Origin of the sequence: Phaeobacter sp. JH20_34, assembly GCF_048056095.1 — a bacterium.
GTDB classification, from domain to species: Bacteria; Pseudomonadota; Alphaproteobacteria; order Rhodobacterales; family Rhodobacteraceae; genus Phaeobacter; species Phaeobacter bryozoorum.
The window spans coordinates 995,048-1,019,248 of sequence record NZ_JAYMWT010000004.1 but is presented as its reverse complement, the minus strand read 5'-3'; the positions used below and the strand labels follow the sequence as shown (position 1 = coordinate 1,019,248).

Annotated in this window: 26 protein-coding genes; 10 read left to right on the top strand and 16 right to left on the bottom strand. The window is 61.2% G+C overall.

The window, feature by feature from the left end:
- Positions 1 to 227: 227 nt before the first annotated feature.
- On the bottom strand, positions 228 to 1,373 hold the full coding sequence (gene mnmA / locus VWZ81_RS06410) for a tRNA 2-thiouridine(34) synthase MnmA (RefSeq protein WP_416542337.1): 1,146 nt from the start codon (positions 1,371 to 1,373) through the stop codon (positions 228 to 230).
- A gap of 149 nt (positions 1,374 to 1,522) precedes the next feature.
- Between mnmA and VWZ81_RS06405 the strand changes: the two genes are divergently transcribed.
- From VWZ81_RS06405 to VWZ81_RS06385, 5 genes are all read left to right on the top strand, one after another.
- Positions 1,523 to 1,801, top strand: coding sequence for a DUF1153 domain-containing protein (locus tag VWZ81_RS06405; RefSeq protein WP_040104126.1), 279 nt, complete (start codon positions 1,523 to 1,525; stop codon positions 1,799 to 1,801).
- A gap of 125 nt (positions 1,802 to 1,926) precedes the next feature.
- On the top strand, positions 1,927 to 2,646 hold the full coding sequence (ctrA, locus tag VWZ81_RS06400; RefSeq protein WP_340545454.1) for a response regulator transcription factor CtrA: 720 nt from the start codon (positions 1,927 to 1,929) through the stop codon (positions 2,644 to 2,646).
- A gap of 202 nt (positions 2,647 to 2,848) precedes the next feature.
- Positions 2,849 to 5,044 carry an NAD-dependent DNA ligase LigA gene (gene ligA / locus VWZ81_RS06395; RefSeq protein WP_416542458.1) on the top strand — a complete coding sequence of 732 codons (2,196 nt, stop codon included), beginning with the start codon at positions 2,849 to 2,851 and terminating at the stop codon, positions 5,042 to 5,044.
- Positions 5,041 to 7,131, top strand: coding sequence for an ATP-dependent DNA helicase RecG (gene recG / locus VWZ81_RS06390; protein ID WP_416536025.1), 2,091 nt, complete (start codon positions 5,041 to 5,043; stop codon positions 7,129 to 7,131). Before ligA ends, recG begins: the two co-directional genes overlap by 4 nt.
- Positions 7,132 to 7,322: 191 nt before the next feature.
- Complete coding sequence (locus tag VWZ81_RS06385; protein WP_024097384.1) at positions 7,323 to 7,445, top strand: hypothetical protein; 123 nt, start codon at positions 7,323 to 7,325, stop codon at positions 7,443 to 7,445.
- A 368-nt stretch (positions 7,446 to 7,813) separates the two neighbouring features.
- On the opposite strand, the gene VWZ81_RS06380 is transcribed toward VWZ81_RS06385, so the two are convergent.
- On the bottom strand, positions 7,814 to 8,266 hold the full coding sequence (locus VWZ81_RS06380; protein WP_416542336.1) for an iron-sulfur cluster assembly scaffold protein: 453 nt from the start codon (positions 8,264 to 8,266) through the stop codon (positions 7,814 to 7,816).
- Between the two features lie 59 nt (positions 8,267 to 8,325).
- Between VWZ81_RS06380 and hisI the strand changes: the two genes are divergently transcribed.
- Positions 8,326 to 8,703 carry a phosphoribosyl-AMP cyclohydrolase gene (gene hisI / locus VWZ81_RS06375; protein WP_416542335.1) on the top strand — a complete coding sequence of 126 codons (378 nt, stop codon included), beginning with the start codon at positions 8,326 to 8,328 and terminating at the stop codon, positions 8,701 to 8,703.
- 56 nt (positions 8,704 to 8,759) lie between these two features.
- Here hisI and gluQRS read toward each other — a convergent pair whose 3' ends face one another.
- The 4 genes from gluQRS to VWZ81_RS06355 all read right to left on the bottom strand — a co-directional run bounded on the left by gluQRS (position 8,760) and on the right by VWZ81_RS06355 (position 12,778).
- Positions 8,760 to 9,635 carry a tRNA glutamyl-Q(34) synthetase GluQRS gene (gene gluQRS, locus VWZ81_RS06370; RefSeq protein WP_416542334.1) on the bottom strand — a complete coding sequence of 292 codons (876 nt, stop codon included), beginning with the start codon at positions 9,633 to 9,635 and terminating at the stop codon, positions 8,760 to 8,762.
- Positions 9,632 to 10,246, bottom strand: a complete 615-nt coding sequence (locus VWZ81_RS06365) for a class I SAM-dependent DNA methyltransferase (protein ID WP_416542333.1) — start codon at positions 10,244 to 10,246, stop codon at positions 9,632 to 9,634. Before VWZ81_RS06365 ends, gluQRS begins: the two co-directional genes overlap by 4 nt.
- A gap of 33 nt (positions 10,247 to 10,279) precedes the next feature.
- Positions 10,280 to 11,623 (bottom strand): methylenetetrahydrofolate--tRNA-(uracil(54)-C(5))-methyltransferase (FADH(2)-oxidizing) TrmFO, encoded by a 1,344-nt coding sequence (trmFO, locus tag VWZ81_RS06360; protein WP_416536016.1) that lies wholly within the window; start codon positions 11,621 to 11,623, stop codon positions 10,280 to 10,282.
- A 366-nt stretch (positions 11,624 to 11,989) separates the two neighbouring features.
- On the bottom strand, positions 11,990 to 12,778 hold the full coding sequence (locus VWZ81_RS06355) for an enoyl-CoA hydratase (protein WP_340545461.1): 789 nt from the start codon (positions 12,776 to 12,778) through the stop codon (positions 11,990 to 11,992).
- Between the two features lie 128 nt (positions 12,779 to 12,906).
- Here VWZ81_RS06355 and VWZ81_RS06350 point away from each other — a divergent pair, with 128 nt between their 5' ends.
- Complete coding sequence (locus VWZ81_RS06350) at positions 12,907 to 13,329, top strand: PaaI family thioesterase (protein ID WP_416538703.1); 423 nt, start codon at positions 12,907 to 12,909, stop codon at positions 13,327 to 13,329.
- 3 nt (positions 13,330 to 13,332) lie between these two features.
- On the opposite strand, the gene asd is transcribed toward VWZ81_RS06350, so the two are convergent.
- The 4 genes from asd to VWZ81_RS06330 form a co-directional block, all read right to left on the bottom strand.
- Positions 13,333 to 14,223 carry an archaetidylserine decarboxylase gene (gene asd, locus VWZ81_RS06345; protein WP_416542332.1) on the bottom strand — a complete coding sequence of 297 codons (891 nt, stop codon included), beginning with the start codon at positions 14,221 to 14,223 and terminating at the stop codon, positions 13,333 to 13,335.
- A 185-nt stretch (positions 14,224 to 14,408) separates the two neighbouring features.
- Positions 14,409 to 15,263, bottom strand: a complete 855-nt coding sequence (gene speE / locus VWZ81_RS06340) for a polyamine aminopropyltransferase (RefSeq protein ID WP_416542331.1) — start codon at positions 15,261 to 15,263, stop codon at positions 14,409 to 14,411.
- Entirely contained in the window at positions 15,260 to 15,781 is a 522-nt protein-coding gene (gene speD / locus VWZ81_RS06335) for an adenosylmethionine decarboxylase (RefSeq protein WP_340545465.1), read from the bottom strand. Before speD ends, speE begins: the two co-directional genes overlap by 4 nt.
- 212 nt (positions 15,782 to 15,993) lie before the next feature.
- Positions 15,994 to 16,227 (bottom strand): DUF1127 domain-containing protein, encoded by a 234-nt coding sequence (locus VWZ81_RS06330; RefSeq protein ID WP_340545466.1) that lies wholly within the window; start codon positions 16,225 to 16,227, stop codon positions 15,994 to 15,996.
- 91 nt (positions 16,228 to 16,318) lie between these two features.
- On the opposite strand from VWZ81_RS06330, the gene VWZ81_RS06325 reads away from it, so the two are divergent.
- A complete protein-coding gene (locus VWZ81_RS06325) occupies positions 16,319 to 17,734 on the top strand; it encodes a PLP-dependent aminotransferase family protein (RefSeq protein WP_416536012.1) in 1,416 nt (471 codons plus the stop codon).
- A 96-nt stretch (positions 17,735 to 17,830) separates the two neighbouring features.
- Here VWZ81_RS06325 and VWZ81_RS06320 read toward each other — a convergent pair whose 3' ends face one another.
- Positions 17,831 to 18,355 (bottom strand): hypothetical protein, encoded by a 525-nt coding sequence (locus VWZ81_RS06320; RefSeq protein ID WP_340545468.1) that lies wholly within the window; start codon positions 18,353 to 18,355, stop codon positions 17,831 to 17,833.
- A gap of 296 nt (positions 18,356 to 18,651) precedes the next feature.
- Between VWZ81_RS06320 and rplM the strand changes: the two genes are divergently transcribed.
- On the top strand, positions 18,652 to 19,110 hold the full coding sequence (gene rplM / locus VWZ81_RS06315; protein WP_260101830.1) for a 50S ribosomal protein L13: 459 nt from the start codon (positions 18,652 to 18,654) through the stop codon (positions 19,108 to 19,110).
- 5 nt (positions 19,111 to 19,115) lie between these two features.
- Positions 19,116 to 19,601, top strand: coding sequence for a 30S ribosomal protein S9 (gene rpsI / locus VWZ81_RS06310; RefSeq protein ID WP_416536010.1), 486 nt, complete (start codon positions 19,116 to 19,118; stop codon positions 19,599 to 19,601).
- Positions 19,602 to 19,702: 101 nt separating this feature from the next.
- Here the strand turns inward: rpsI and VWZ81_RS06305 are convergent, their stop codons facing one another.
- The 5 genes from VWZ81_RS06305 to VWZ81_RS06285 all read right to left on the bottom strand — a co-directional run bounded on the left by VWZ81_RS06305 (position 19,703) and on the right by VWZ81_RS06285 (position 24,083).
- Positions 19,703 to 20,320, bottom strand: coding sequence for a TetR/AcrR family transcriptional regulator (locus tag VWZ81_RS06305; RefSeq protein WP_340545469.1), 618 nt, complete (start codon positions 20,318 to 20,320; stop codon positions 19,703 to 19,705).
- Positions 20,313 to 21,182 (bottom strand): polyphosphate kinase 2, encoded by an 870-nt coding sequence (ppk2, locus tag VWZ81_RS06300; RefSeq protein ID WP_416536008.1) that lies wholly within the window; start codon positions 21,180 to 21,182, stop codon positions 20,313 to 20,315. Before ppk2 ends, VWZ81_RS06305 begins: the two co-directional genes overlap by 8 nt.
- Positions 21,183 to 21,242: 60 nt before the next feature.
- Complete coding sequence (locus tag VWZ81_RS06295) at positions 21,243 to 22,247, bottom strand: alpha/beta fold hydrolase (RefSeq protein ID WP_416538707.1); 1,005 nt, start codon at positions 22,245 to 22,247, stop codon at positions 21,243 to 21,245.
- A complete protein-coding gene (gene metA / locus VWZ81_RS06290) occupies positions 22,237 to 23,154 on the bottom strand; it encodes a homoserine O-acetyltransferase MetA (RefSeq protein ID WP_340545472.1) in 918 nt (305 codons plus the stop codon). Before metA ends, VWZ81_RS06295 begins: the two co-directional genes overlap by 11 nt.
- A gap of 65 nt (positions 23,155 to 23,219) precedes the next feature.
- Positions 23,220 to 24,083: an ATPase gene (locus VWZ81_RS06285; RefSeq protein ID WP_340545473.1), complete on the bottom strand. Its 864-nt coding sequence runs from the start codon at positions 24,081 to 24,083 to the stop codon at positions 23,220 to 23,222.
- Positions 24,084 to 24,201: the final 118 nt, after the last annotated feature.

The following is a 24,201-nucleotide window of genomic DNA, read 5'->3' as shown; positions in this document are numbered from 1 at the left end:
CGCGGGCGCTATGCACCCGCGCGGTGCGCGCCGCAATGCGGGTAACTGAGCATGTGCGGTTGGGCGTGGTGTTGTGGTGGATTATATTTTGCTGAGATGCGCCTAAGGGCAGGTCTGCCCTCAGGCGCTATCTCGATTTTGGATTTGGGGAGGGCCTGTCAAGGACAAGCCGCGTCCCGCGCGGAGGCTGCGCCTTCCCTGACAGACGCGCCGTGTTACTGGCCGTGTCAGTAGCCGCGCCAGATCCAGCCGCCGCCAAAGATACGGCTGCCCTCCTCAGCATAGAACACGCAGGCCTGTCCGGGAGAAATACCCTCTTCCGGGGTCAGCAGTTCGACCTCGGCTTCGGTCTCCGAGATCGGACGGATCACCGCATCGCGCGGGGGCCGGGTTGAGCGGACCTTGACCTTCAGATGCCATTCGTCGCGGCTGGTGAAAGGCTCATCGCCGAGCCAGTTGATTTCCCGCACCGGGATGGTGCGGGTGGCCAGCAAGTCCTTGGGCCCAACGACGACCTGTTTCTTGTCCACATCCAGTTTCACCACATAAAGCGGTTCGCTCAGCCCGCCGATGCCGAGGCCGCGACGCTGGCCGATGGTGTAGTGGATGACGCCGTTGTGACGGCCGAGCACCCGGCTATCGGCATGAACGATGTCCCCCGGCTCCGCCGCGCCGGGGCGCAGTTTCTCGATCACGCTGGCATAATCACCATTGGGAACAAAGCAGATGTCCTGGCTGTCGGGTTTATCGGCCACCGCCAGACCATATTGCGCCGCCATCTCGCGGGTGGCGTCCTTTGACGGCAGATGTCCCAGCGGGAATCGCAGATAGTCCAGCTGCTCGGGGGTGGTGGAGAACAGGAAATAGCTCTGGTCGCGGTTGGCATCCTCGGCCGAATGCAGCTCGGGCCCGTTTGGCCCATCCTTGCGCTGGATATAGTGGCCGGTGGCCATGCAGTCGGCTTCCAGATCGCGGGCGGTTTCCAGCAGATCCTTGAACTTGACCCGTTCGTTGCAGCGGATACAGGGTACCGGGGTTGCGCCAGCCAGATAGCTGTCGGCGAACTCATCGATCACCGCATCCTTAAAAATGTTCTCATAATCCAGCACGTAATGCGGAAAGCCGCGCTCCTCGGCGACTCGGCGCGCATCATGGATATCGATCCCCGCACAGCAGGCGCCTTTCTTTGCAAGCGCCGCACCATGGTCGTAGAGCTGTAGCGTCACGCCCACAACATCATAGCCTTCATCGGCCAAATGTGCAGCAACAACAGAGCTGTCGACGCCACCCGACATGGCGACAACCACCCGCGTCTCCGACGGTGGTTTGGCAAAGCCAAGCGAATTCAGTTGGGGATTGGCATCCTGCGCCATCAGGCGACTCCTCGGATATGTGGGAAAGACACCGCAGAATATAGGAAAATCCTAATGATCCTCAAGGGGGCAGGTTCACCCCTCCTTAAGGCGTTTGCGCGAAATGTGGGGACGGACCAATTTCTATGCTCCACACGAAGGAAGAAAAGATGTTCTTGAAGAAAGTCGATGGCCCGCGCGCTGTGACCCTGCCGGATGGCACGGTGATGACGCGCGCGGATCTGCCGCCAAAGACCACGCGGCGCTGGGTGGCCTCACGCAAGGCGGCGGTTGTGCGCGGAGTCCTCTACGGCTTGATCCCGCAAAGCGAGGCATTGCGCAGATACAGCCTCTCCGAAGAGGAGTTTCGCAGCTGGGTTTCCGCTGTTGCGGACTTTGGCGAGGACGCCCTGAAAGCCACCCGTCTCAAAGACTATCGTAAATCCTGACGCAAAAAAATCATTCAGACTTGAGGTGAACGCGCAAATTAACCATCATGGTAACGGGCCATTAACTTTTTTCCACCAAGGTTAATTCGACCTGAGGGAAACAGTGTACAGGCGGAGAAAATAATATGCGCATTCTTCTTGTTGAGGATGATCCAACAACGGCGAAGAGCATTGAGTTGATGCTGACTCATGCCAACCTCAACGTTTATTCGACCGATCTCGGCGAAGAGGGGATCGATCTTGCTAAACTCTATGATTACGATCTGATCCTGCTGGATCTTAACCTACCCGATATGAACGGCCACGAGGTGCTGCGGCAGCTGCGCATGGCCCGTATCGAGACGCCCATTCTGATCCTGTCCGGTGCAGATGACACCGAAAACAAGATCAAGGGCTTTGGCTTTGGCGCCGATGATTATTTGACCAAACCCTTCCATCGCGAGGAACTGGTGGCCCGTATTCACGCCATCATCCGCCGCTCCAAGGGGCATTCGCAGTCGATTATCAACACCGGCAAGATTTCGGTCAATCTGGATGCCAAGACGGTGGAAGTTGCAGGCAAGGCCGTGCATCTCACCGGCAAGGAATACCAGATGCTGGAGCTGCTGAGCCTGCGCAAGGGCACCACATTGACCAAGGAGATGTTCCTGAACCATCTCTATGGCGGCATGGATGAGCCCGAGCTGAAGATTATTGACGTCTTTATCTGCAAGCTGCGCAAGAAGCTGAGCACGGCGACAGGTGGCGATAACTACATCGAAACAGTCTGGGGCCGCGGCTATGTACTGCGTGATCCGCAGGACGATCAGCTGACTGGGGGTCACCGGATGGCTGTTGGCGCCTGATCCGGCGCGACCTTCATCTCACCCGGTTCCCGAACGATCCCGCTACGGCGGGATTTTTCACGTCTGTCACCTGCGCTGTGGCTGGACGCGATGGCGTCACCGTCCTATCACCTAGCTAAGATAAAGCGAGGCGACAGACGTGACACAGTCAGGCAACAGCGATTTGAACGGTTTGACCAAGGATCAGGCGCGCCGCGAATTTATGGCGTTGCAGGAGCAGTTGCGCGCCGCCGATCTTGCCTATCATCAGGCCGACGATCCCGAGATCAGCGATGCGGAATATGACGCTAAGAAACGCCGCTACCGCGCGCTGGCGGAGCAATTTCCCGATCTGGCTGAGATCGCAACCGAGCTGGAGACGGTTGGTGCGCCAATAGCCTCCGGCTTTGGCAAGATCACCCATGCACAGCGGATGATGTCGCTGGGCAACGCCTTTGACGACGAGGACGTGCGCGATTTCGACAAAGGTCTGCGCAAATATCTTGGCCTCGGCGCCGAGGACCCGCTGGCCTATACGGCGGAGCCGAAGATCGACGGGCTGTCGCTGTCGCTGCGCTATGAAGCGGGCAGGCTGATCCATGCGGCCACCCGTGGCGACGGGGCGGTGGGGGAGAATGTCACCGAAAACGCCCTGACCATTGCCGATATTCCGCAGCGGATCGACGATGCTCCGGCGGTGCTTGAGGTGCGCGGCGAGGTCTACATGAGCCATGCGGATTTTACGGCGCTGAATGATCGGCACGCCGCACAGGGTGGCAAAACCTTCGCCAATCCGCGGAATGCGGCGGCGGGATCCCTGCGGCAGCTGAACGCTGAAATCACCCGGTCGCGGCCGCTGCGCTTTTTTGCCTACAGCTGGGGCGAGCTGTCGGAGCCGCTCGCCGATACGCAGTTTTCAGCGCTCGAACGCCTGAAGGGCATGGGCTTTCAGACCAACCCGTTGACCAAATATTGCAAGGGCACAACCGAGCTGATTGCGCATTATCGCCTGATCGAGGAACAGCGGGCGACGCTTGGCTACGATATCGACGGCGTGGTTTACAAAGTGGATGCGCTGGCCTTGCAGGACCGTCTCGGCTTCCGCTCAACCACCCCGCGATGGGCGATTGCGCATAAATTTCCGGCTGAACTGGCCTGGACGCGGCTGGAGGGCATCGACATTCAGGTTGGACGGACCGGCGCACTCAGCCCGGTGGCGCGGTTGCAGCCGGTGACGGTGGGCGGCGTTGTTGTCTCCAATGCGACGCTGCACAATGAGGATTATATCGCCGGGCTGGATTCCAAGGGTGAAGAGATCCGCGACGGCAAGGATATCCGGGTCAGCGACTGGGTTCAGGTCTACCGCGCCGGGGATGTGATCCCGAAGATTGCCGATGTGGATCTGTCCAAACGTCCCGAGCGCGCGGTTGCCTTCGCCTTTCCGACCGTTTGCCCGGAATGTGGCAGCCCGGCCGTGCGTGAGGAAGGCGACGCGGTGCGACGCTGTACCGGCGGCTTGATCTGTCCGGCACAAGCGGTTGAGAAGCTGAAGCATTTTGTCTCGCGCAAGGCTTTCGATATCGAAGGTTTGGGCGCCAAGCAGATCGAAGCCTTTTACAGTGACGCGGGTCTGGCGATCAAAACGCCGGCCGATATCTTTACCCTTCAGGCGCGGGATGCGCAGAATCTGGCCAAGTTGAAAAACCGCGATGGCTGGGGCGAGACCTCTGCCGCCAACCTCTTCGCCGCGATTGACGAGAAGCGCAACATCGCGCTGGCCCGGCTGATCTTTGGTCTTGGCATTCGCCACGTGGGCGAGGTCGGCGCGCGCGATCTGGCGCTGCATTATGCGGATTGGGACGCGATGGCGGCGGCTGTTGATCTGGCCCGCCCGGCCGCCCTGGCGCAGCGCGCAGCGGATGAGGCCGAGGAGGCCGAGCGGGTTGCAGCAGCCCAGCAGGGCCGTCGCGCCCGCATCAAGGAAGCGCGAGACCGGGCCATTGCGGCGCTGAACGTGCCTGCGGGGGCCACCGCGGCATGGGAGGATCTGATCGGGATCGACGGCATTGGCGCAACGCTGGGTCTGTCGCTTTCCGATGCTTTTGCCAATAGCGATGAGCGGGCGGCCTTCGACGCCTTGCGCGGCCATCTGACGATCATTCCGCCCGAAGCTCCGAAGAACGACAGCCCGGTCACCGGCCTGACGGTGGTCTTTACCGGGACGCTGGAGAAAATGACCCGCGCCGAAGCTAAGGCACGCGCCGAAGCCCTGGGGGCGAAGGTGGCCGGCTCGGTGTCGAAAAAGACGGATATTCTGGTCGCAGGTCCCGGTGCGGGGTCAAAGGAGCAGAAGGCTCGCGATCTTGGCGTGCGGATCCTCGACGAAGACGGCTGGCTGGAGCTGATTGCGGGCGCATGAGCGGCAGACCAGAGATCCTCTTCCCGCTGTTTGCCGGGTTGGAAACGCTTCAGGGTATCGGCCCGAAGACGGCGCAGCATTTTGCGCAGATTGATATAGAAACGCCGCGTGACATGTTGTTTTCGCTGCCTTATTCGGTGGTGGATCGACGGCGGCGCGACAGTATTCGCGGGCTTGATTTTCCCACGGTTGCAACGGTTGAGGTGACCATCGGCGCGCATCGGCCGGCGCGGAACAAGGGGGGCGCCTACCGGATCCAGGTGAGCGACGCCGAGGAGGAATTCCAGCTGGTATTTTTCCACGGTCGCAGCCGCTATCTGGAGGCCCAGCTGCCGGAGGGGGCGCGCCGGGTGGTGTCGGGCAAACTGGAACTGTTTGATGGCATGGCGCAGATGGTGCACCCTGACCATATGCTGCCGCTGGCAGAGGCTGCCGAGATCCCCGATTTTGAGCCGGTCTATCACCTGACCCATGGTGTGTCGCAGAAAACCATGTTCAAGGCGGCGCAAAGCGCGCTATCGCGCTTGCCGGAGCTGGCCGAATGGGCAGATCCCTCGCAGATCACCAAGGAATCCTGGCCAAGCTGGCAGCAGGCGCTGCGCGCTGCGCATAACCCCGATGGGCCGGATGCGCTGGCAGCAGAGGCACCCGGTCGGACACGTCTTGCCTATGATGAGCTGTTTGCCCATCAGCTGACACTGGCGCTGGCGCGGCTGCGGGATCGGACGTTGCCGGGGCGCAGCAGCCTGGCCAGCGGGGCGTTGCAATCGCGGGTGCTTGCGGCCTTGCCCTATCGGCCGACCAATGCGCAGGCCCGCGCAATTGCGGAGATCACCGCCGATATGGCGGCTGGCGCGCGGATGAACCGTCTGTTGCAGGGCGATGTCGGCGCTGGCAAAACTCTTGTTGCTTTCATGGCTTTGCTGGTCGCAGTTGAAGCAGGCGGGCAGGGTGTCATGATGGCGCCGACCGAAATTCTGGCCCGTCAGCATCTGGAGGCGCTGCGCCCGCTGGCGGAAACCGCAGGCGTGGTTCTGGAACTCCTGACAGGCCGCGACAAGGGCCGGGAGCGGGCCGCAAAATGCGCGGCGCTGGCGCGGGGGGACATTCATATTCTGGTCGGCACCCATGCGGTGTTTCAGCCGGATGTGGTGTTTCGGGATCTGCGGTTGGCGATTGTCGACGAACAGCATCGGTTTGGCGTGCGCCAGCGCATGGAGCTGGCGGAAAAGGGCAAAGGCGCGGATGTGCTGGTGATGACCGCAACACCGATTCCGCGGTCGCTGGCGCTGACGCAATATGGCGATATGGAAGTTTCGGTACTGGATGAAAAACCGCCCGGTCGCAAACCGGTCAAGACTGCGGTTATCAGCACCGAGCGGATGCAGGAGGTGGTCAGCCATCTGCGCGGCGCCATCGAAGCCGGGCGGCAATGCTACTGGGTCTGTCCGCTGGTTGAGGAATCCGAGGTGATGGATCTGACCGCCGCCGAGGAGCGGTTCAAACATCTGCGGGCGACGCTGGGAGAGGGCGTGGTCGGGCTGGTTCACGGACAGATGCCCCCGGCGGAGAAAGACGCGGCGATGGCTGCCTTTCAGGCTGGAGAGACCAAGGTTCTGGTGGCCACAACGGTGATCGAGGTCGGAGTCAATGTGCCCAATGCGTCGATCATGGTGATCGAGCGGGCCGAGATATTCGGCCTTGCACAGCTGCACCAGCTGCGCGGCCGCGTCGGGCGCGGGGATGCGGCTTCGACCTGTCTGCTGCTCTATCAGGCGCCGCTCAGCAAGGGCGGCCAGAAACGGTTGGAGATCCTGCGCGAGACCGAGGATGGTTTTCGCATTGCCGAAACCGATCTTGAGATGCGCGGTGCGGGCGATGTCATCGGCACCGCACAATCGGGGCTGCCGCGATTCCGCATCGCCGATCTGGACCGTCAGGCCGGGTTGATGGCTGTTGCACAAAGCGACGCGCGGGCCCTGCTGGCCAGCGATCCCGATCTGTCCAGCCCGCGCGGACAGGCGGCGCGGGTTCTTCTGTGGCTGATGAAACAGGATCAGGCGATCCGTTTGATTTCTGTCGGTTAGCACGTCTTCCTGAGCTGAAACCTTCAAGAGCGGCGGCCCTTATGATCGGGACGCTGCTTTGCGTTTTTGCGCCGTGTTCTCTCGTGTTCGCAAATGTTCTCATAAAGTTCTTTACAGCTGCGTTTGAATATGAGAACAAATAGGCAACAACACGCCAGAGAGCGAGCGCAAGACAGACAGGAGGATGCACCATGATGACCCAAATCAAGACGACTGTTCAGAATGCCCAATCGACACTGTTGCAAGACGCCATTGGCGCGGCGGCACTGGTTGTGATGCTGGTCGCGGGGTTGCACCTGCCGGGTCTGCTGTGATGACGCCGGGCGACCAGCCTTGAGTTTTTGAGATTTCCTGATCGCACTCTTTATGCCGGACGGGGCCGCCTGTCCCAAGCCTGCCCGGTTTGCCTGCCGGTCTGGTCGACCTGCCTCAGGTCAACAGGCCCCGTTCGGGTCCCGCATGAGAGAGCATACTGCCGCCGCCACCTGTCAGGTGTGCGGCGGTTTTTTCATGTGGCCCTTTTGGAGGGGTTGTTCTGGCTGTCGTCACGGGCGCTGGTGAGACAGGCATATCAATCGGCGGCTGAGATGGCGGCCTTGGATCATGACTGCGGATCTGCCTTATTGGCGTGAGCGACTGATCCAACGTGTTGAACTTGTAACGCTGGATCGGCAGGCGGCCATCAGGCGCAGCTCTGTTCCTGATGGGTCTGCATAGCCTCATAGGTGGCATCGAGCGCCAGCATGATCGAGGCGTGGCGGTTCTTGAACTCGCGGGCGGGGATCAGGACTTCGAACCCGTCAAACGGCGCCTCCGGAACCGGGCCATCTTCGGTCAGCATGGCCTTCAGCTGCTGGCGGGCACGCTCAACCTCGGGCAGGGTGCGACCCAGGATGACCTCGCCGACAACCGCCGCCGAGGCCTGGCCAAGCGCACAGGCTTTGACGTCCTGACCAAATCCGACAATCGCGCCATCCTCGATCCGAAGATCGACGGTCACGGTCGAGCCGCACAGGGGCGAGCGTTTTTTAACCGTAACATCCGGGGCGTCGAGACGATCCAGATGCGGGATATCGGCGGCCAGGGCCAGGATCCGTGCAGAGTAGAGTTTTATCAGATCAGTCTCGCCGGACATCGGATACCTCGGGCTTTCCCTTACGTGCTGTTCCCAATACATAGGGAGCCAGTCTCCAGATGCAAAAGGTTTTTGCCATGTCGTTTGATCCTCTTAGCCTAAAGTACAATGAGGCCGGGTTGATCCCCTGCATCGCGCAGCAGGAGGGCAGCGGCGAGGTCCTGATGATGGCCTGGATGAATGCCGATGCGGTGAGACAGACGCTGGACAGTGGCCGGGTCACCTATTGGTCGCGGTCGCGGCAGGCATTCTGGGTCAAGGGCGAAAGCTCGGGACATGTGCAGGAACTGGTCGATCTGCGCGTGGATTGCGATCGCGATTGCCTGCTGGCGGTGGTGCGTCAGACCGGGCCTGCCTGCCACACCAACCGGCGCAGCTGTTTTTATACGGCCCTTCGCGATGGCGATGAGGTCGAGCTGATGGCGCCGATTGTCTGACAGCAACCGGCTGAGGGGACGGCCCGGTGCGGGCCGTGCCTCCGGCGGGGATATTTCTAGCCAGAAGATGTCTGTTCGGGCACCGCAGCGCAGCCGACCATGGCGCGGATCTGCGACGGGCTGACGCCTTCGGCGCGGTATTTGGCGAGGGCACGGGCATCGTCGCGCTTGGCAAGTCGCTTGCCCTGATCGTCGCGGATCAGCCCGTGGTGGTGGTAGATGGGTGTCGGCAGGCCGAGCAGTGCCTGGAGCAGCACGTGGATCTGCGTAGCCTCGAACAGATCCTCTCCTCGCACGACATGGGTGATCTGCTGATCGGCATCATCGACCACTACGGAGAGGTGGTAGGCGCTGCCCATGCCGCGGCGGACGAGGATAATATCGCCGACCGCGGTAAGCAGCTGATCGGGGTTCAGCCGATGCCGGCCCTGATGGGATAGGCCGGTTTCCGAGAAGCTGCGCAGGCTGGCCGCATCCAGCGCTTTTGCCATGTTGAGCCGTATCACGTCCTGCGGTGCGGCGTCGGCCATTGCGCGGCTGCGGCAGCTGCCCGGATAGATGCGCCCGTCGGGGCCGAATTGCGGTACGCCTTCTTGCGGCGCGCCTGCGGCGGCCTCGATATCGGCGCGGTTGCAGCGGCAGGGATAGGTGAGTCCCATTGCCGCAAGCTGATCCAGCGCGGCGCGATAGCGTGGCAGCCGTTCGGACTGGCGCATCACCGGTTGCGGCCAGCGGAGGCCGAGCCAATGCAGGTCGTCATAGATCTGCGCCTCCCAGCTGGGCCGGGAGCGGGATTGGTCGATATCTTCGATGCGCAGCAGGAAAATGCCCTCCGCTGCCCGCGCCATATCATGTGCCAGAAGCGCCGAATAGGCGTGGCCGAGGTGCAGCGGTCCGGTTGGGGATGGCGCAAATCGGGTTGCGAATGTCACGCTTTCTCAATCACATAAACGGTGGACTTCAGGTTGATTCCGGGCAGGTGGTCACCGTGTTCCCGAAACAGCAGCCGTGCCGCCGAACAATCCAGCCATTCGTTGAGCTTGCCGGTATAGGCGGGATCCTCCAGTGCGTGATCATTGTAGGAAAAGGCAAAGAGGCCGCCGCGCGGCAGGGCGTGCAGGATGCTGTCGAAGACCGCAGGCGGAGCGGCACCGGTGCCCAGAACGCCACAGCCGGTGATCAGACGATAAGCGCCCTTGGGGATCGGCTGGCGGTCGGCGGCGTCGATCTGCGTCAGTTGGCGGTAGGCGTCTTTGGCACGGGCCTGCTCCAGCATCCGGGCGGAGGGCTCCATCCCGTCGACGGTATCAAACCCCTGGAGGCGCAGTGCCAGACCTGACAAGCCGGTGCCGCAGCCAAAATCCAGAACGGGTTCGCTCATGTCCGATTGGAATTTCGCCAGCGCCAAGGCAATCCGTCCCGGCGTCGCGTAACCGTTCTCGGCGATTTCGGCATCGTAGGAAGCGGCCCATTGGTCGTAATGCGCCAGGGTCGCTTCCGGTGTTTCCAGGTCATAGGATTTGTCGAGGAACTTTTTGCTCATGACGACAGTTTATGCCTTCGCCGCCCGAAGCGTCTAGGAAAAGTTGCCAAGCCAGTCCTGCCACGCGGCTTTGGCCCGGTCGGTATAGGCCTTGTAGCGGTCCTTGCGGCCACGGCGGCCGCCTTTGAGACCATCGACCGGGCGGAACAGGCCGAAGTTCACATTCATCGGCTGGAAGGTCTTGGCCTCAGCGCCGCCGGTGATGTGATGGATCAGGGCGCCCATGGCGCTGTCCTGCGGCACCTCTGGCAGCTCCTGACCAAGGATTTCGGCAGCGGCCATACGGCCGGCCAGCAGGCCCATGGCGGCGCTTTCCACATAGCCTTCGACCCCGGTGATCTGGCCGGCAAACCGCAGGTGCGGTTTTGATTTCAGCCGCATCTGCGCGTCGAGCAGGGTGGGGGAGTTCAGGAATGTGTTGCGATGGATGCCGCCGAGGCGGGCAAAGCTGGCGTTTTCCAGCCCCGGAATCATCCGCAGCACTTCTGTCTGGGCGCCGTATTTCATCTTGGTCTGGAAGCCGACGATGTTGAACAGCGTTCCCAGCGCATTGTCGCGCCGCAGCTGGACCACCGCGTGCGCCTTGACCTCCGGCTGGTGCGGGTTGGTCAGCCCCACCGGTTTCATCGGGCCATGGCGCAGGGTTTCACGGCCGCGTTCGGCCATCACCTCGATCGGCAGGCAGCCATCAAAATAGCCTGCGGTCTCACCCTCGTGGAATTCGGTCTTGTCGGCGGCCAGCAGCGCGTCGATGAACGCTTCATACTGATCCTTGTCCATCGGACAGTTGAGATAGGCGGTGCGCTCTTCTTCGGTCTCACCTTTGTCGTAGCGCGACTGCATCCAGGCCTGCGACATGTCGATGCTGTCGGCGTAGATGATCGGGGCGATGGCGTCGAAGAAGGCCAGCGCCTCGGCGCCGGTCTCACGTTGAATGGCCTTGCCGAGTTCAGGCGAAGTCAGCGGGCCGGTGGCAAAGATCCAGTGGCCATCGGCGGGCAGCTCGGTGATTTCCTCATAGGAAACGGTGACATTCGGCAGCGCCTTCAGCCGCGCGGTGACGGTTTCGGCAAAAGGCTCGCGGTCCACCGCCAGTGCGCCGCCGGCGGGCAGGCGGTGTTGTTCGGCGGTGGACATGATCAGCCCGTTGGCTGCGCGCATCTCCCAATGCAGGAGGCCCACGGCGTTCTGCTCGTCATCGTCTGAGCGGAAAGAGTTGGAGCAGACCATCTCGCCCAGATTGCCGGTCTGATGGGCAAAGGTTTCCACCTTTGGGCGCATTTCGTGGATCACCACCTCTACGCCCATATGTGCGGCCTGCCATGCGGCCTCTGAGCCGGCCATGCCGCCGCCCACGATATGCAATGTTTTTGTCATGCCCGCCACATAGGGCAGCTGGGGCCGTCACGCAATATTGCGCGGTGCGGCTTGTGCAGATCGGCACGAAAAACTGGTGCTTTTTGGGCCGAGCGAGCCTGTCGCAAGCAGTGGATATGTCGACTGGTCTGAGCGGGAGGGGTATTGGGGTCGCTGGGGAACTGTCTGGCCGGGGGAGAGACCCGGTGGAGGGACGGTCCGCATCAGCGACCCTAATTGTGCTGGGGTTCGTGACCATGTCTCACAAGCCCTGCCCAATCTTTGCCATGATCTTGCCTTGTTTGAAAGACCTGACATGGAAACAATAAATCACCAATCGTAAACAAAGACTAAAATTTTCGATGTCTTTTAGATTTTTTGAGCAGATCAGCGATTTTTCCAGTCCGGGTCGCGTTTTTCCAGAAAGGCATCAATACCTTCGACCGTGTCGCGCAGCATCAGGTTTTCGACCATGACGGCGCCGGTGTGGGCATAGGCATCGGCCGTGGGCAGCTGAAGCTGGTCATAAAACGCGCGTTTGCCGATCTTGACGGCGGCGCCGAGTTTGCTTGCCACGGTTTGGGCGAGGGCATTTGTGGTCTCGGTCAGATCCTCAGCTGCGGCGATGCGGTTGATCAGCCCCAGTTCCTCGGCGCGGGTGGCGTCAATGAAATCGCCGGTGGTCAGCATTTCAAAGGCATGTTTGCGCGAGATATTCCGGGTCAGCGCCACCATGGGAGTGGAGCAGAACAGGCCGATATTGACGCCATTGACGCCAAAGCGTGTGCCCTCGGCGGCGACGGCCATATCGCAGGAGGCCACCAGCTGGCAGCCGGCTGCGGTGGCAATACCGTGGACTTGTGCGATTACCGGCTGCGGGATCTGTTGCAGGCCCAGCATCACCTCGGTGCAGCGGGCAAAGAGGTCGGCGAAATAGGCCTGTCCGCCATCCTCGGCCTGCCGCCCGGCGGTCATTTCACGCAGATCATGGCCCGCGCAGAACGCCTTGCCCCGTCCGGCGAGGATGACGACGCGGGTTTCGTCGTCGTCGCGCAGGCTGTCGATCTGCCCCTGAAGTGCGGCCAGCATCCCGTCCGACAGCGCATTCAGCCGCTCGGGCGCGTTGAGATGGAGCGTGGCGATGCCGTTGCTGTCGTGACGTTCCAAAATTGTCATCTTGTGTCCCTCCCCGGATTAAGGCCAACGTTAGAACATGTTGCACTTAGGGGGGAACCGGTATTGCGCCGCCACCCCATGCGACATCGGCTCGCAGGGAACCGGCAACAGTGAGGGAGAGAGACAGCATGGGCTTGGCGTTTGATGCCGCAGGGTTGGGAGCTTATCTGCATGAGGTGTTTGCAGAGGTGGCCAATGATTTTGTGATTGACCGGCTGGATGAGGACGGGATCACGATGCGGCTTCTGGTGGATGAGCGTCACCTGCGCCCCGGTGGGACCGTTTCAGGACCGTCGATGTTTGGTCTGGCCGATGTCACCATCTATGCGCTGGTTCTGTCGCGGCTGGGGCGCAAGGCGCTGGCGGTGACCACCAATGCCTCGTTCGACTTCATGCGCAAACCGGCAGGCGGCACGCCCCTGATTGCCGAAGGCAAGCTGCTGAAACTGGGACGTCAGCTGGCGGTGGGCGATGTGCTGTTATTCTCCGAAGGGGATCCGCGTCCGGTGGCCCGCTCCACCATGACCTATGCCATCCCGCCAGACCGGTAGGACCTAGCGCGCAGTGGCCAGCGGCTGGCCAACTTTCACCAGGGTTTCGCGCCCCCTGGCGCTATTGGTGACCAGATCGTCACTGAACTGCACGCGGCCCGGTTCAAACACCACCACAACGGTGGAACCGCCGAATTTGAAATAGCCCTTTTCGTCCATCTTCTGCACCGCGCCCGAGGTGCGGGTGTTGACGATGGAGCCAACGCCAAAGGCGCCCACTTCGACAAAGGCGTAGCTGCCAATGGTGTCTGTGTCGATCAGGGTCCAGCTGCGTTTGTTCTCGCCAAAGACATCCGGACCTGCGCCAAGCGCGATGGGGTTCACCGAATGCAGTGCGCCCGGAATATCCTGCGCGGCGGCAATGCGACCGGCGGCGGGGAAGTGGTAGCGGTGGTAATCCGCAGGGCAGAGCCGGACGATGGCCAGCGCGCCCCCGATAAACCGATCCGCAATTCCGGGCAGCATCGTCCGCACCGACATCGGATGCCCCTTTACGGGGACAAAGACATCCTCCGCCAGCTCGGGAAAGACCAGCACCCGACCATCGGCGGGGCTGACGATTTCGCTGGGATCGTCGCTGTAGGGGCGTGCCTCCGGCCTCAGGTGGCGGGCAAAGAAGGCGTTGAAAGTTGCATAGTTTTCCGTCGGTTCCGTCGCCTCGCTCATGTCGACGGCAAGATCGTCGACCACGGTCTGGATCTTCCCTCTGGAGAGGGACGAATCAAACCATGCTCCCATCAGGCGGCTGATCAGGGCGGAGCGGAACAACAGTTTTTCCACCGGTTTTGCGCTGGCGTTCTGATAGGCCCAGCGGATCCATTTTTCACCCAGAACGACCTCTTCAAAGGTGTCTCCGGTGTCGCGGTCAACAACTAGGATAGGGTCGCGCTGCATGGGGCCTGCCAGATTTTGTTTCGCTCCCGCCGCGCCTAGCAAGAAGCGGCAGTCACGCCAAGGGGGATTTGGAGCGCAAGGCGACGGGCAGGCCGCCACGGCCCAAAGGTCCGGTGTCCGTGCGACGTGATTTTTTGCCAGGAGAGCAACGAAAAAGGGGGCCGAAGCCCCCAGATGCCTGCCCCTTACGGGAACAGCTTCTTCACATAGTTCGGCAAGGCGAATGCGGCCTTGTGAACCTCCGGGTTGTAATAGCCGGTGTCGATCCCCGCGGCGGCAAAACGTGCCTCCAGATCCGCAAGGCTCACGCTGCGCGCCTTGTCCGAATGGCTGCCCCAGCCGAACGCCATCGGGCCACCCGCATAGGTCGGCACGGTCGCCAGATAGCAGGAGGCATCCGCAAACAGCGCCTGAAACGCCCGCAGGGTGCCGGTCAGCTCATCGCCCTGCATGAAGGGCACGCCATTCTGCGTCACGATGATGCCATCCTCAGTCAGCGAACGGGCTGCGTGGCCATAGAAAGTATCGGTGAACAGCACCTCGCCGGGGCCGATCGGGTCGGTTGAATCGACGATGATCACATCGAATTTCTCGGTGTTCTCTTTCATGAAGAGCGCACCATCGTTGATCACCAGATTGAGGCGGGCATCATCAAAGGCGCCATCGCTCAGCATCGGCAGGTATTCTTTGGAGAATTCCACCACACCGCCGTCGATTTCAACCATGGTGACATGCTCGACCGATGCGTGGCGCAGCGCTTCGCGCGCCATGCCGCCATCGCCGCCACCGATGATCAGCACCCGTTTTGCATTGCCATGGGCCAGAATCGGCACGTGGGTCAGCATCTCGTGGTAGATGAAGTTATCGCCTTCGGTGGTCTGCACCACGTCGTCCAGCGTCAGAACGCGGCCAAACTGGCCGTTCTGAAACACCTTCAGACGCTGGTGCTCGGTATTGCTGTCATAGAGCATCTCATCGACGCGCAAACGCTGGGCGTAATGGGCGTGCAGGCCTTCGGTGATCCAGGTGTGATCACTCATGCCGCCACTTCCTTGGTCAGGATGCCCTTTGCCAGGAACTCCTCGCCGCGCAGCAGTTCACGCACCGCAACCGTCGGCGTGTCGAAGGCTTCTTTCAGCACGTCAACCGCTTTCCAGGGCTCGGCATCGCCGCACATGAAGACGTCAAAGGCGCCATAGCCGATCTCGGGCCAGGTGTGGACGGAGATATGGCTTTCGGCCAGAACGGCCACGCCGGAGACGCCTTGCGGCGAGAATTTATGCGTATGGATGTGCAGCAGCGTCGCGCCGCAGACCTCGACACATTTGCGGAAGGCGTTCTGAATGCGGGTTTCGCAATCCAGACCGCTGCCGTTCATGACCTCGATAATGAGATGGGTTCCGGCAAATACCTTTCCATCCCGACGGATGAAATGGTCTTCGCGATCCGAATCCACAAGTGAGTTTACGATCGCAGTGGTTGCACTGCGGGCGGTATCTTCCTCTTGGGCGCCTGTCTCCAGACCGATCCCCAGTTGGAAGAGGTTGGCGTCCGTCATGACACTCCCCTTCGTTCCAGTAGATGACAATCCAGCCGGCCCTTAGCGCCCCCCCGGATAAGAGTCCGGGGTTGGGATCGGTACCGAAAGTGAGGGGGCATCTATTGTGGGGGCGGGATTCGATCAAGGGGTTTTTTGTAAAATGAACACCATCGTGCCATAAAAAAGACCGGGGCAAGCCCCGGTCATCAGGTGGTTCCGTTGCCCGGGGATCATGGGCGCCAGAACGGAAGAGTCCCTTGATACTCGGCGTCCTCGCGGGTCAGCCCAACATCTTTGAGCAGTTCCGGCGGCAGTTGACGCAATGCCTGTCGCGTGCGCTGACGCACGGTCCATTTGGTGACCAGAACCGCAAAGGAGACCGCGATCTCAGCCAGCACCGGCAGGGTGGGGCGGCTGGAAAGATAGATCATGTCGGGCGAAGAGGGTGTTGCGTTCTGTGTCATGGCAGTTTCCTATTGTATTGATACAATCCTGTGTTTATATCACAATCAATGGGTACAATTTGCGCGACGTCTTGTCCAAGAAAGGATTGTAATGGGTACAATTTGGCCAAACGAGCTGCCGGCTGATCTTTCCGGGCGATCCGGGCCGAAATATCAACGGGTGGCTGATACCATCCGCGCGGCGGTTGAAGATGGCACACTTTGTATCGGTACAAAGCTGCCGCCGGTGCGGGAGCTGGCCTATCAGCTGAAGATCACCCCCGGCACGGTGGCGCGGGCCTATTCGCTCCTGACCGATGACGGGCTGTTGCAGGCGGAGGTCGGGCGCGGGACTTTTGTGGCGGAACCGGAAACCAAAGTGCTGGATGATGTCTGGTCGCGGCAGCTGCATCTGCTGGAGGCCAGTAATCCCGGCCACGTCAGCCTGTTCAGTCCCCGCCTCGCGGATGTTGGTCAGGTTGCGGCATTGCGCGAGGCGATGGTGAAAGTGTCCCAGGGCGATCCGCTGCAATTCCTGAACTACCCCACACGCGATGCCTATGAACCGGTACGCGAGGTGGTTGCCGATTGGCTCTCTGATGAGCTGCTGGGCAATGTGCATCAGAATGACGTCGTGCTGACCCACGGCGGGCAGAACGGCATCCTGACGGTGCTGCAAACCGTGCTTGAGGGGCCGCAGCCGACGATTCTGGTCGAAGATCTCTCATATGCTGGGTTTCGGCGCGCCGCAGAGCTGGCACGCGCCCGCGTTGTGGGGGTGGCGATGGATGACAAGGGCATCCTGCCGGATTCACTGGAACTCGCCATTCGCAAGACAGGCGCCACCGTTCTATGCACCAGTCCGGAGGTGCATAATCCGACCGGGCTTTATACGCCGCTGGAGCGTCGCAAGGAGATTGTCGAGATCGCCCGGCGCCACGAGGTCCAGATCATAGAAGATGACTGCTACCGGATGGGGGAGGCGCGTGCGCCAAGCTACCGCGTGCTTGCTCCTGAGCTGGGTTGGCATGTCACCTCATTTTCCAAGACGATAACACCGGCGCTGCGCGTGGGGTTCGCACTCGCCCCCAAGGGGCGTGGCGCCGATCTGCGGCGCACGGCGGAATACAGTTATTTCGGAATCGCACAGCCACTGGCGGAGCTGACCCGTATCCTGCTGTCCGACCCCCGCACGCCGCAGCTGGTGCGCGATGTCCGCAAAGAGATGGCCAAATATGTCCGCATTGCCGTCAACGCTCTGGGCAGTTTTGAACTTGTCTGGTCGGATAGCGTGCCCTTCCTGTGGTTAAGGCTGCCATCGGGCTGGCGTTCGGCCGCGTTCACCCGCGCGGCAGAGGCGCAGGGGGTTCAGATCCGCTCGGCTGATGAATTCGCCCTGCGCGACGGCCGCGCGCCCAATGCGGTGCGGATCGCGGTGAACGGCCACGTCACGCCCAAACGGTTTGAGGAGGCAATGCTGCGGCTGCGCGCACTGCTTGACAACCCACCGGAGCAAATCAGCGTCTGAACTGTTGCCCGGCTCGAGGCGGGCTGTTTGGCAAAGGAAAAGGGGACCTGAACACTCAGGCCCCCCTTATATGTAAGCGGTGATCGACCGGGGTGCTTATTCGACCAGGATCGACACGCCCGAGGTGTGGTTCCCGATAAAAGACCAGTTGTCGCGACCAGCAGCGATGCCAGCGGTGATGGCAGCGGCCAGAAGACCTGCTGCCGAGGCCCCGCCAACCACTGTGCCGTTCAGCTCAGGTTTAAGCGTGGTCTGGCCGGACTGTTGGCCCGCGTCGCATTGCACATAGGCCGGGGTCGGACGGCGTTTGAGCACCGGAACGTTGACGAGAGCCGGGGTGATGAATGTCGCCTTGAATTCGGCGCTTTCGACGGTGCACCGGGCGCCTACAACTTCGCGCATGTTGGCGCTGCTGGGCTGACCGCCTGTCGCCTTCATCTTTTCCTTGTCCAGCACGACATGCGTGCGGAAGGTCAGCTCTTTGTAGCCCTGAACGCGCGGCGCTGTTGAGCCTTGATTCTTGAGCGCGACCGTTACCGGGGGAGCGGTGACTTCGGCGTTTTGCATGCAGGCACCAAGGGCCAGCGGCAGGGCGCCAACCAGAGCAAGTTTTCGAAACATGTAGTAGGATCCTATAATTTGTCTTTCCGTTGCAGCTTTAGCGTGTGAAACACCGACTGAAAAGGCGCCCCGACCTGTTCCGCGACGACAGATGCGGTCTGGATCGGGGCAGGAGCGTATCCGAGGGTGTTCAAATATGGGGTATTATAATACCTATTTTGTAAGGTACTGTTTTTAAACATTTTAATCTGATTTCAGGGTGTTGACCTATGCGCAGGCCTGCCGTAAACCCCGTCCATCGAATTCGGGCGCGCCGTTTTGGGGGTGCCCTTCACGTCAAACAGGATTGACCTGCTATGAAAACCTTCTCTGCTACACCGGCAGACATCGAGAAGAAGTGGATCATCATCGACGCCGAAGGCGTGGTGCTGGGCCGTCTTGCCTCGATCGTCGCCATGCGCCTGCGTGGTAAGCACAAGCCGTCCTTCACTCCTCACATGGATATGGGCGACAATGTCATCGTGATCAACGCTGACAAGATCCAGATGACCGGCAAGAAGCGCGAAGAGCACTTCTACTGGCACACCGGCCATCCCGGTGGTATCAAATCCCGCACCAAACAGGAAATCCTGGACGGTGCCCACCCTGAGCGCGTTGTCTATCAGGCCGTCAAGCGGATGCTGCCCGGCAACCGTCTGTCGCGTCAGCAGATGACCAACCTGCGCATCTATGCAAGTGCCGAGCACCCGCATGAAGCCCAGTCCCCCGAGGTTCTGGATGTCAAATCCATGAACAAGAAAAACACCCGGAGCTGAGACCGATGGCTGATCAGATCAACACTCTCGAAGAGCTCGGCGCCGTTGCAGGCGTAGAAACCGTAGCCGAAGAAACCATCGTGCGCGAACCCGTTCGCGACGAGCTGGGCCGTGCCTATGCCACCGGTAAGCGGAAAGACGCGGTTGCCCGCGTCTGGATCAAGCCGGGTTCCGGCAAGGTCTCCGTCAACGGTAAAGAGCTGAACGCATATTTTGCACGCCCCGTGCTGCAGATGATCCTGCGCCAGCCGTTCCAGGTTGCCGGTGTCGAAGGCGAATTCGACGTCTACGCAACCGTCAAGGGCGGTGGCCTCTCCGGTCAGGCCGGCGCGGTCAAGCACGGCATCTCCAAAGCACTGCAGCTGTACGATCCGTCGCTGCGTGGCGCGTTGAAAGCCGCAGGCTTCCTGACCCGCGACAGCCGTGTTGTCGAGCGTAAGAAATTCGGCCGCCGCAAAGCGCGTCGTTCGTTCCAGTTCTCCAAGCGTTAATCGCTGGATCACATGGATTTGGAAAAGGCCGCAGAGCAATCTGCGGCCTTTTCTTTGTGTGGATTGTCCGAATGCTGCCTGAGCCTGCGCAGCGGTCAGTCTTAGCTGTCCGGTTCGATCAGGCCCAGCCCACGCAGGTAGATGCCGATGCCGCTCTCCAGCAGATCCTCGGGCGGGAAGGGGGAGGCCGCACCGGGAGAGTTCCGGGCATAGAGCTCCACCACGCCATGGCTCATCGCCAGAACATGCGCCGAGAACATCGAGGCGGGCGGGCGTTTTTCGGCCGGGATATGTTTGCTCAGATCTGCGGCGGCGCGTTCCAGAATGGCGCGGGCGCGGTTTGCGGCCTCGGCCAGCTCAGGCGTGCGGTTGACGGAGATCCCGCTTTCGAACATCGCGATGTAATGGCCTGGATGTTTGCGCGCAAAGGCGAGATAGGCCCGGCCCGTCGCTTCAAACGCTGCCAGGGCCGAAGGTTGATATTTGTCATAGGCGTGCTGCATCAGATCGGCAAACATCACATAGCCCTGACGGCCTGCCTCGGCGATCAGATCCTCGCGCCCGTTGAAGTGACGATAGACCGCGGCCGGGGTGACGCCGGCCTGTTTGGCCGCCTCCGACAGGGTAAAGCCGGTGGGGCCCTTGGCCTCGATCAGCTTCAGTGCGGCTTCGACCAGCGCCTGGCGCAGGTTGCCGTGGTGATACCCCCGCTTAGGCATCCCAGAGATCCGGTCCGCCACTGATGGAATCATCCAGATCGCCAAGCGCTTTGGCGTCCTTGTTGGTGTAATCGACGGAGTGCAGCACCCGGCGAATGGCGGCCAGCCGGGCCCGGCGCTTGTCGTCGGAGCGCACGATGGTCCAGGGGGCGTGCTCGGTGTGACTACGGGTCAGCGTATCCGTAATGGCGGTGGAGTATTCCTGCCAGAGGCTCAGACCTTTGACGTCGATCGGGCTGAGTTTCCACTGCTTCAGCGGATCGGTCTCGCGCGAGAGGAACCGCCGCAGCTGTTCGGCGCGTCCGACGTTGAGCCAGATCTTGAACAGCTGAATCCCGTCCTCGACCAGCGCCTCCTCAAAGCCGTTGACCTGATCAAAGAACCGTTCGCGCTGACCGTCCGTGCAAAAGCCGAAGACCGGCTCGACCACGCCGCGATTGTACCAGCTGCGATCAAAGAAGACGATCTCACCTGCGGCGGGCAGATGGGTGATATAGCGCTGGAAATACCACTGGGTCTGTTCCCGCTCGCTGGGTTTTGACAGCGCCACGATCCGCGCCCCGCGCGGGTTCAGGTTTTCGCGAAACCGTTTGATGGTGCCGCCCTTGCCAGCGGCGTCTCGCCCTTCAAAGAGAATGGCGACACGTGCCCCGGTCTCACGCACCCAGGACTGCATCTTGACCAGTTCGATCTGAAGCCGCGCCATCTCTTTCTCATAGCGCTTGCGGCTCATCCGCGTGTCATAGGGAAAGCCCGGATCCAGCAGGTCATCCTTCTGCGAAGCTTTGATCGCGGCGCGGATTTCCTCTGGGGCCTTGGTCTCGTAGAACGCGCTGATTGCACCGTCAAAGGGCAGGGGCATAGAAAATTCCTTCTGTCTTCTGTCCCTTATATGGGGCTTTGCGGCGAAATGTGAATCGTTTTAACGCAAATTCCGTGCCGTAGCTGCCCGCGCCGCCGCCCGGTCTACTGCCGCCACAACCGCATCGGTGGCCACCTGATGTGGCATATGGCCGACGCCATCCAGCACCGTGAGGTTCAGCGAGGGGACATCGCGCTCCAGCTGGCGCGCGTGCAGATCCAGCCCCACCGTGGTGTCGGCGCTGCCATGAACCGCCTCAATGGGCAGGCTGAGATCGCCGTAGCGGGGGGCCATCGCTCTGATTTCGGCCAGAAGGTCGGCCCGCTGGCGGGCATTGGCCCGCAGCGCGGAGCGGCGCAGGGTCAGCCCCGGGCCGAAATGTTCGAAATACCCCGCTGGCACGGCCTGCGGCGCAAAGACCTCGGTCAGGGTGTCGCGAATGGTGCTTTCGGGCACATAGGCGGTCAGCAGCGGCACCGCCAGCCGTTGGCCCAGCGGCGAGGAAGTGACCTTGTAAAAGGTGCTGAGCGGCGTCCGCCAAGGATGGGAGACCGCGCCGACCGTGACCAGCGCCGAGAGGCTGTCGGGCGCATCCAGCGCCCAGGCGAGGGCGACACCGCCGCCATAGCTCTGGCCCAGCACGATGGGATGCTCTGCACCCAGAGCGGCAACCGCTTGGCGAATGATGGCGGCCTGCTTGCTGAGGGACGCCTGCGCGCCACCGGTGGGATCGCTATAGCCCAGCCCGGGGCGATCCACGATGATCACCCGGAAGCGGCTGCTGAGGGCCGGGGCCAGCCGGAAGGTCATATCGCGGATGTGCCCGCTGGCGCCGTGGATCAACACCAGATCCGGCGCTGCCGCATCCGCAGGCAGCCCGTCGGGCCGGGGTGTCGGCTGCCCCAGATCAAGCAGGTGCAGCTGCTGGCCATCAACCGTGACAAAGCTGCCGAGCGGCGGATAGGCGGCGATGGCGTCCGCCTCGCGAGCCTTGGCCCGCCACAGCGTTCCGCCAGCCGCAAGCGCCAGAATCAGACCGGCTGTCAGCACGCGCTTAACGCCCAATCTGCGCCATATCAAACGGGGTGGACTGGTAGATGTCATTGATCCAGTTGCCATAAAGAAGATGCGCGTGGCTGCGCCAGCGGTTCTGCGGTTTGCGGCTGGGATCGTCGTCCGGGTAGTAGTTCATCGGAATATTGATCGGCGTGCCGCTGGCGATATCGCGATCATATTCCTGCTTCAGCGTATCGCTGTCGTATTCGAAATGGTTGAAGATATAGAGCGCACGGTGGCTGGGATCCTCAATGAGGCAGGGGCCGGCATCGGGGCTGCCCAGCAGGCTGCGCAGGCCGGGTCGGGCATCAATTTCGGATTGGCGGATTTCGGTCCAGCGCGACACGGGAATGACGCAGTCATCGGAAAACCCCCGCAGATAGGGGGATGCGGGATCAAGGTTCTGATGCCGGAAACAGCCAAAGACCTTGTGATCCAAGAGGTGTTTCTTCACTCCATGGAAATAGTTGATCATCGCCATGCCGCCCCAGCAGACACCAAAGGTGGAATGCACATTGGTCTGGGTCCAGTCAAAGACCTCACACAGCTCATCCCAATAGGTGACATCCTCGAACTCGAGATGTTCGATCGGCGCGCCGGTGATGATCAGACCGTCAAAACGCTCGTCCTTGATCTCCTGGAACGGCCGGTAGAACTCCGCCATATGCTCTGCGGCGGTGTTGCGGGTCTGATGTTCGGTCATGCGGATCAGGGACAGCTCGATCTGCAAAGGTGTGGCGCCGATAAGCCGGGCAAACTGGTTCTCGGTCTGGATCTTCTTCGGCATCAGGTTGAGCAGGCCGATGCGCAGCGGACGGATATCCTGACGGGCCGCCTGATCCGGCGACATGACCATCACGCCTTCGTTCGTGAGAACGTCATAGGCGGGCAGGTCAGAAGGGATCTTGATCGGCATGTCGTGTCCTTTGGTCTATGCTCCGCCCGTTCTGGACGGAGTCTTGGCGCTGTGATGTAGAAGGCCTAGCCGCGCGCCTCAAGAGCGCCCGCAATCACATCTGTGAAATCGGCCTCGTTGCGGATGCCCGAAATCTGATCCGCCGTGACCGTCACGCCCCAGTTCTTAGCCATGGCGGCATAGCGGGGCTGGCGATGGGCCAGCGCCTGGGCATAGGTCCAGCGGATGAAGCTGTCAGGGTCCACCTCGTTTTCAGATAGGTGGTTTTCCTTTAGATACTCTTGCCAGACGCGGGCGAGGAAAGCCGGTTCATAGGCCATGGGCTTGGGGGCGCGATCAAACCGGCGGATCAGCTCCTGGGTATGGGCGTCGTCCCCCTTGATCCAGACCATCAGCGTGTGTTTAGCAAGCTCGCTCAGCAGCGGATCGCTTGGATCATTGGCATCGACCCATTCGCAGATGCTGCCGCCGGTGTCGCAGATGAAATTCGGATAGTCATAGAGCCGCTCGGCCCGGTCGATGAAATAACCGGTATCGCGCAGCGCGTTCAGTTCCGCGGTGCGAAACTGGTCCTGGCGGCGGGTATATTCCGCCATTGCCAGCCCGCCCTTGGCCGGATTGCCGGGCTTGCCCAGATAGGAGGCAACGGGTGTCAGGTTTTCAAAGCTGATATTGGAGCCGATATAGATCGAATCGGACAGCAGCAGATCGCGCAGAAACGGCACTTTCATCGCCTCTGCCTTGGCGTTGTCGGCGATATATTCGCCCATGTATCGGGTGCCGATCCGATAATCGATCGAGTAGTGGAACCAGCTGCCCGCGCCGCGCAGAATATTGCTGATATAGGTTTTGCCCAGTCCGGACATGCCAAAGAACAAAACCCGCTTATGCGCCGCATTGCGCCAATCTTCGGCAGACGAATAGAGCATGTGAAATCCGGTCCCTTCTGGTTCCTTGCCTTGCTAATCGCCCCGGGCCTGCGGGTCAATCGGCAGCGCTGGAGGACCTGGGCGCGGCGGCTGGCGATGGACCACGCAAAACCCCCGC

Coding starts and splice junctions, on each gene's coding strand:
- asd (WP_416542332.1), bottom strand. CDS start 14,223: ATGCAGCGCGACCCTATCCTAGTTGTTGACCGCGACACCGGAGACACC.
- VWZ81_RS06385 (WP_024097384.1), top strand. CDS start 7,323: ATGATGACCCAAATCAAGACGACTGTTCAGAATGCCCAATCGACACTG.
- VWZ81_RS06355 (WP_340545461.1), bottom strand. CDS start 12,778: ATGACAATTTTGGAACGTCACGACAGCAACGGCATCGCCACGCTCCAT.
- trmFO (WP_416536016.1), bottom strand. CDS start 11,623: ATGACAAAAACATTGCATATCGTGGGCGGCGGCATGGCCGGCTCAGAG.
- VWZ81_RS06365 (WP_416542333.1), bottom strand. CDS start 10,246: ATGAGCAAAAAGTTCCTCGACAAATCCTATGACCTGGAAACACCGGAA.
- mnmA (WP_416542337.1), bottom strand. CDS start 1,373: ATGGCGCAGGATGCCAATCCCCAACTGAATTCGCTTGGCTTTGCCAAA.
- VWZ81_RS06305 (WP_340545469.1), bottom strand. CDS start 20,320: ATGCCTAAGCGGGGGTATCACCACGGCAACCTGCGCCAGGCGCTGGTC.
- recG (WP_416536025.1), top strand. CDS start 5,041: ATGAGCGGCAGACCAGAGATCCTCTTCCCGCTGTTTGCCGGGTTGGAA.
- ppk2 (WP_416536008.1), bottom strand. CDS start 21,182: ATGCCCCTGCCCTTTGACGGTGCAATCAGCGCGTTCTACGAGACCAAG.
- VWZ81_RS06325 (WP_416536012.1), top strand. CDS start 16,319: ATGGGTACAATTTGGCCAAACGAGCTGCCGGCTGATCTTTCCGGGCGA.
- VWZ81_RS06380 (WP_416542336.1), bottom strand. CDS start 8,266: ATGTCCGGCGAGACTGATCTGATAAAACTCTACTCTGCACGGATCCTG.
- hisI (WP_416542335.1), top strand. CDS start 8,326: ATGCAAAAGGTTTTTGCCATGTCGTTTGATCCTCTTAGCCTAAAGTAC.
- VWZ81_RS06330 (WP_340545466.1), bottom strand. CDS start 16,227: ATGACACAGAACGCAACACCCTCTTCGCCCGACATGATCTATCTTTCC.
- metA (WP_340545472.1), bottom strand. CDS start 23,154: ATGCCGATCAAGATCCCTTCTGACCTGCCCGCCTATGACGTTCTCACG.
- VWZ81_RS06350 (WP_416538703.1), top strand. CDS start 12,907: ATGGGCTTGGCGTTTGATGCCGCAGGGTTGGGAGCTTATCTGCATGAG.
- speE (WP_416542331.1), bottom strand. CDS start 15,263: ATGAGTGATCACACCTGGATCACCGAAGGCCTGCACGCCCATTACGCC.
- ctrA (WP_340545454.1), top strand. CDS start 1,927: ATGCGCATTCTTCTTGTTGAGGATGATCCAACAACGGCGAAGAGCATT.
- rplM (WP_260101830.1), top strand. CDS start 18,652: ATGAAAACCTTCTCTGCTACACCGGCAGACATCGAGAAGAAGTGGATC.
- VWZ81_RS06405 (WP_040104126.1), top strand. CDS start 1,523: ATGTTCTTGAAGAAAGTCGATGGCCCGCGCGCTGTGACCCTGCCGGAT.
- VWZ81_RS06285 (WP_340545473.1), bottom strand. CDS start 24,083: ATGCTCTATTCGTCTGCCGAAGATTGGCGCAATGCGGCGCATAAGCGG.
- VWZ81_RS06320 (WP_340545468.1), bottom strand. CDS start 18,355: ATGTTTCGAAAACTTGCTCTGGTTGGCGCCCTGCCGCTGGCCCTTGGT.
- ligA (WP_416542458.1), top strand. CDS start 2,849: ATGGCGTTGCAGGAGCAGTTGCGCGCCGCCGATCTTGCCTATCATCAG.
- speD (WP_340545465.1), bottom strand. CDS start 15,781: ATGACGGACGCCAACCTCTTCCAACTGGGGATCGGTCTGGAGACAGGC.
- rpsI (WP_416536010.1), top strand. CDS start 19,116: ATGGCTGATCAGATCAACACTCTCGAAGAGCTCGGCGCCGTTGCAGGC.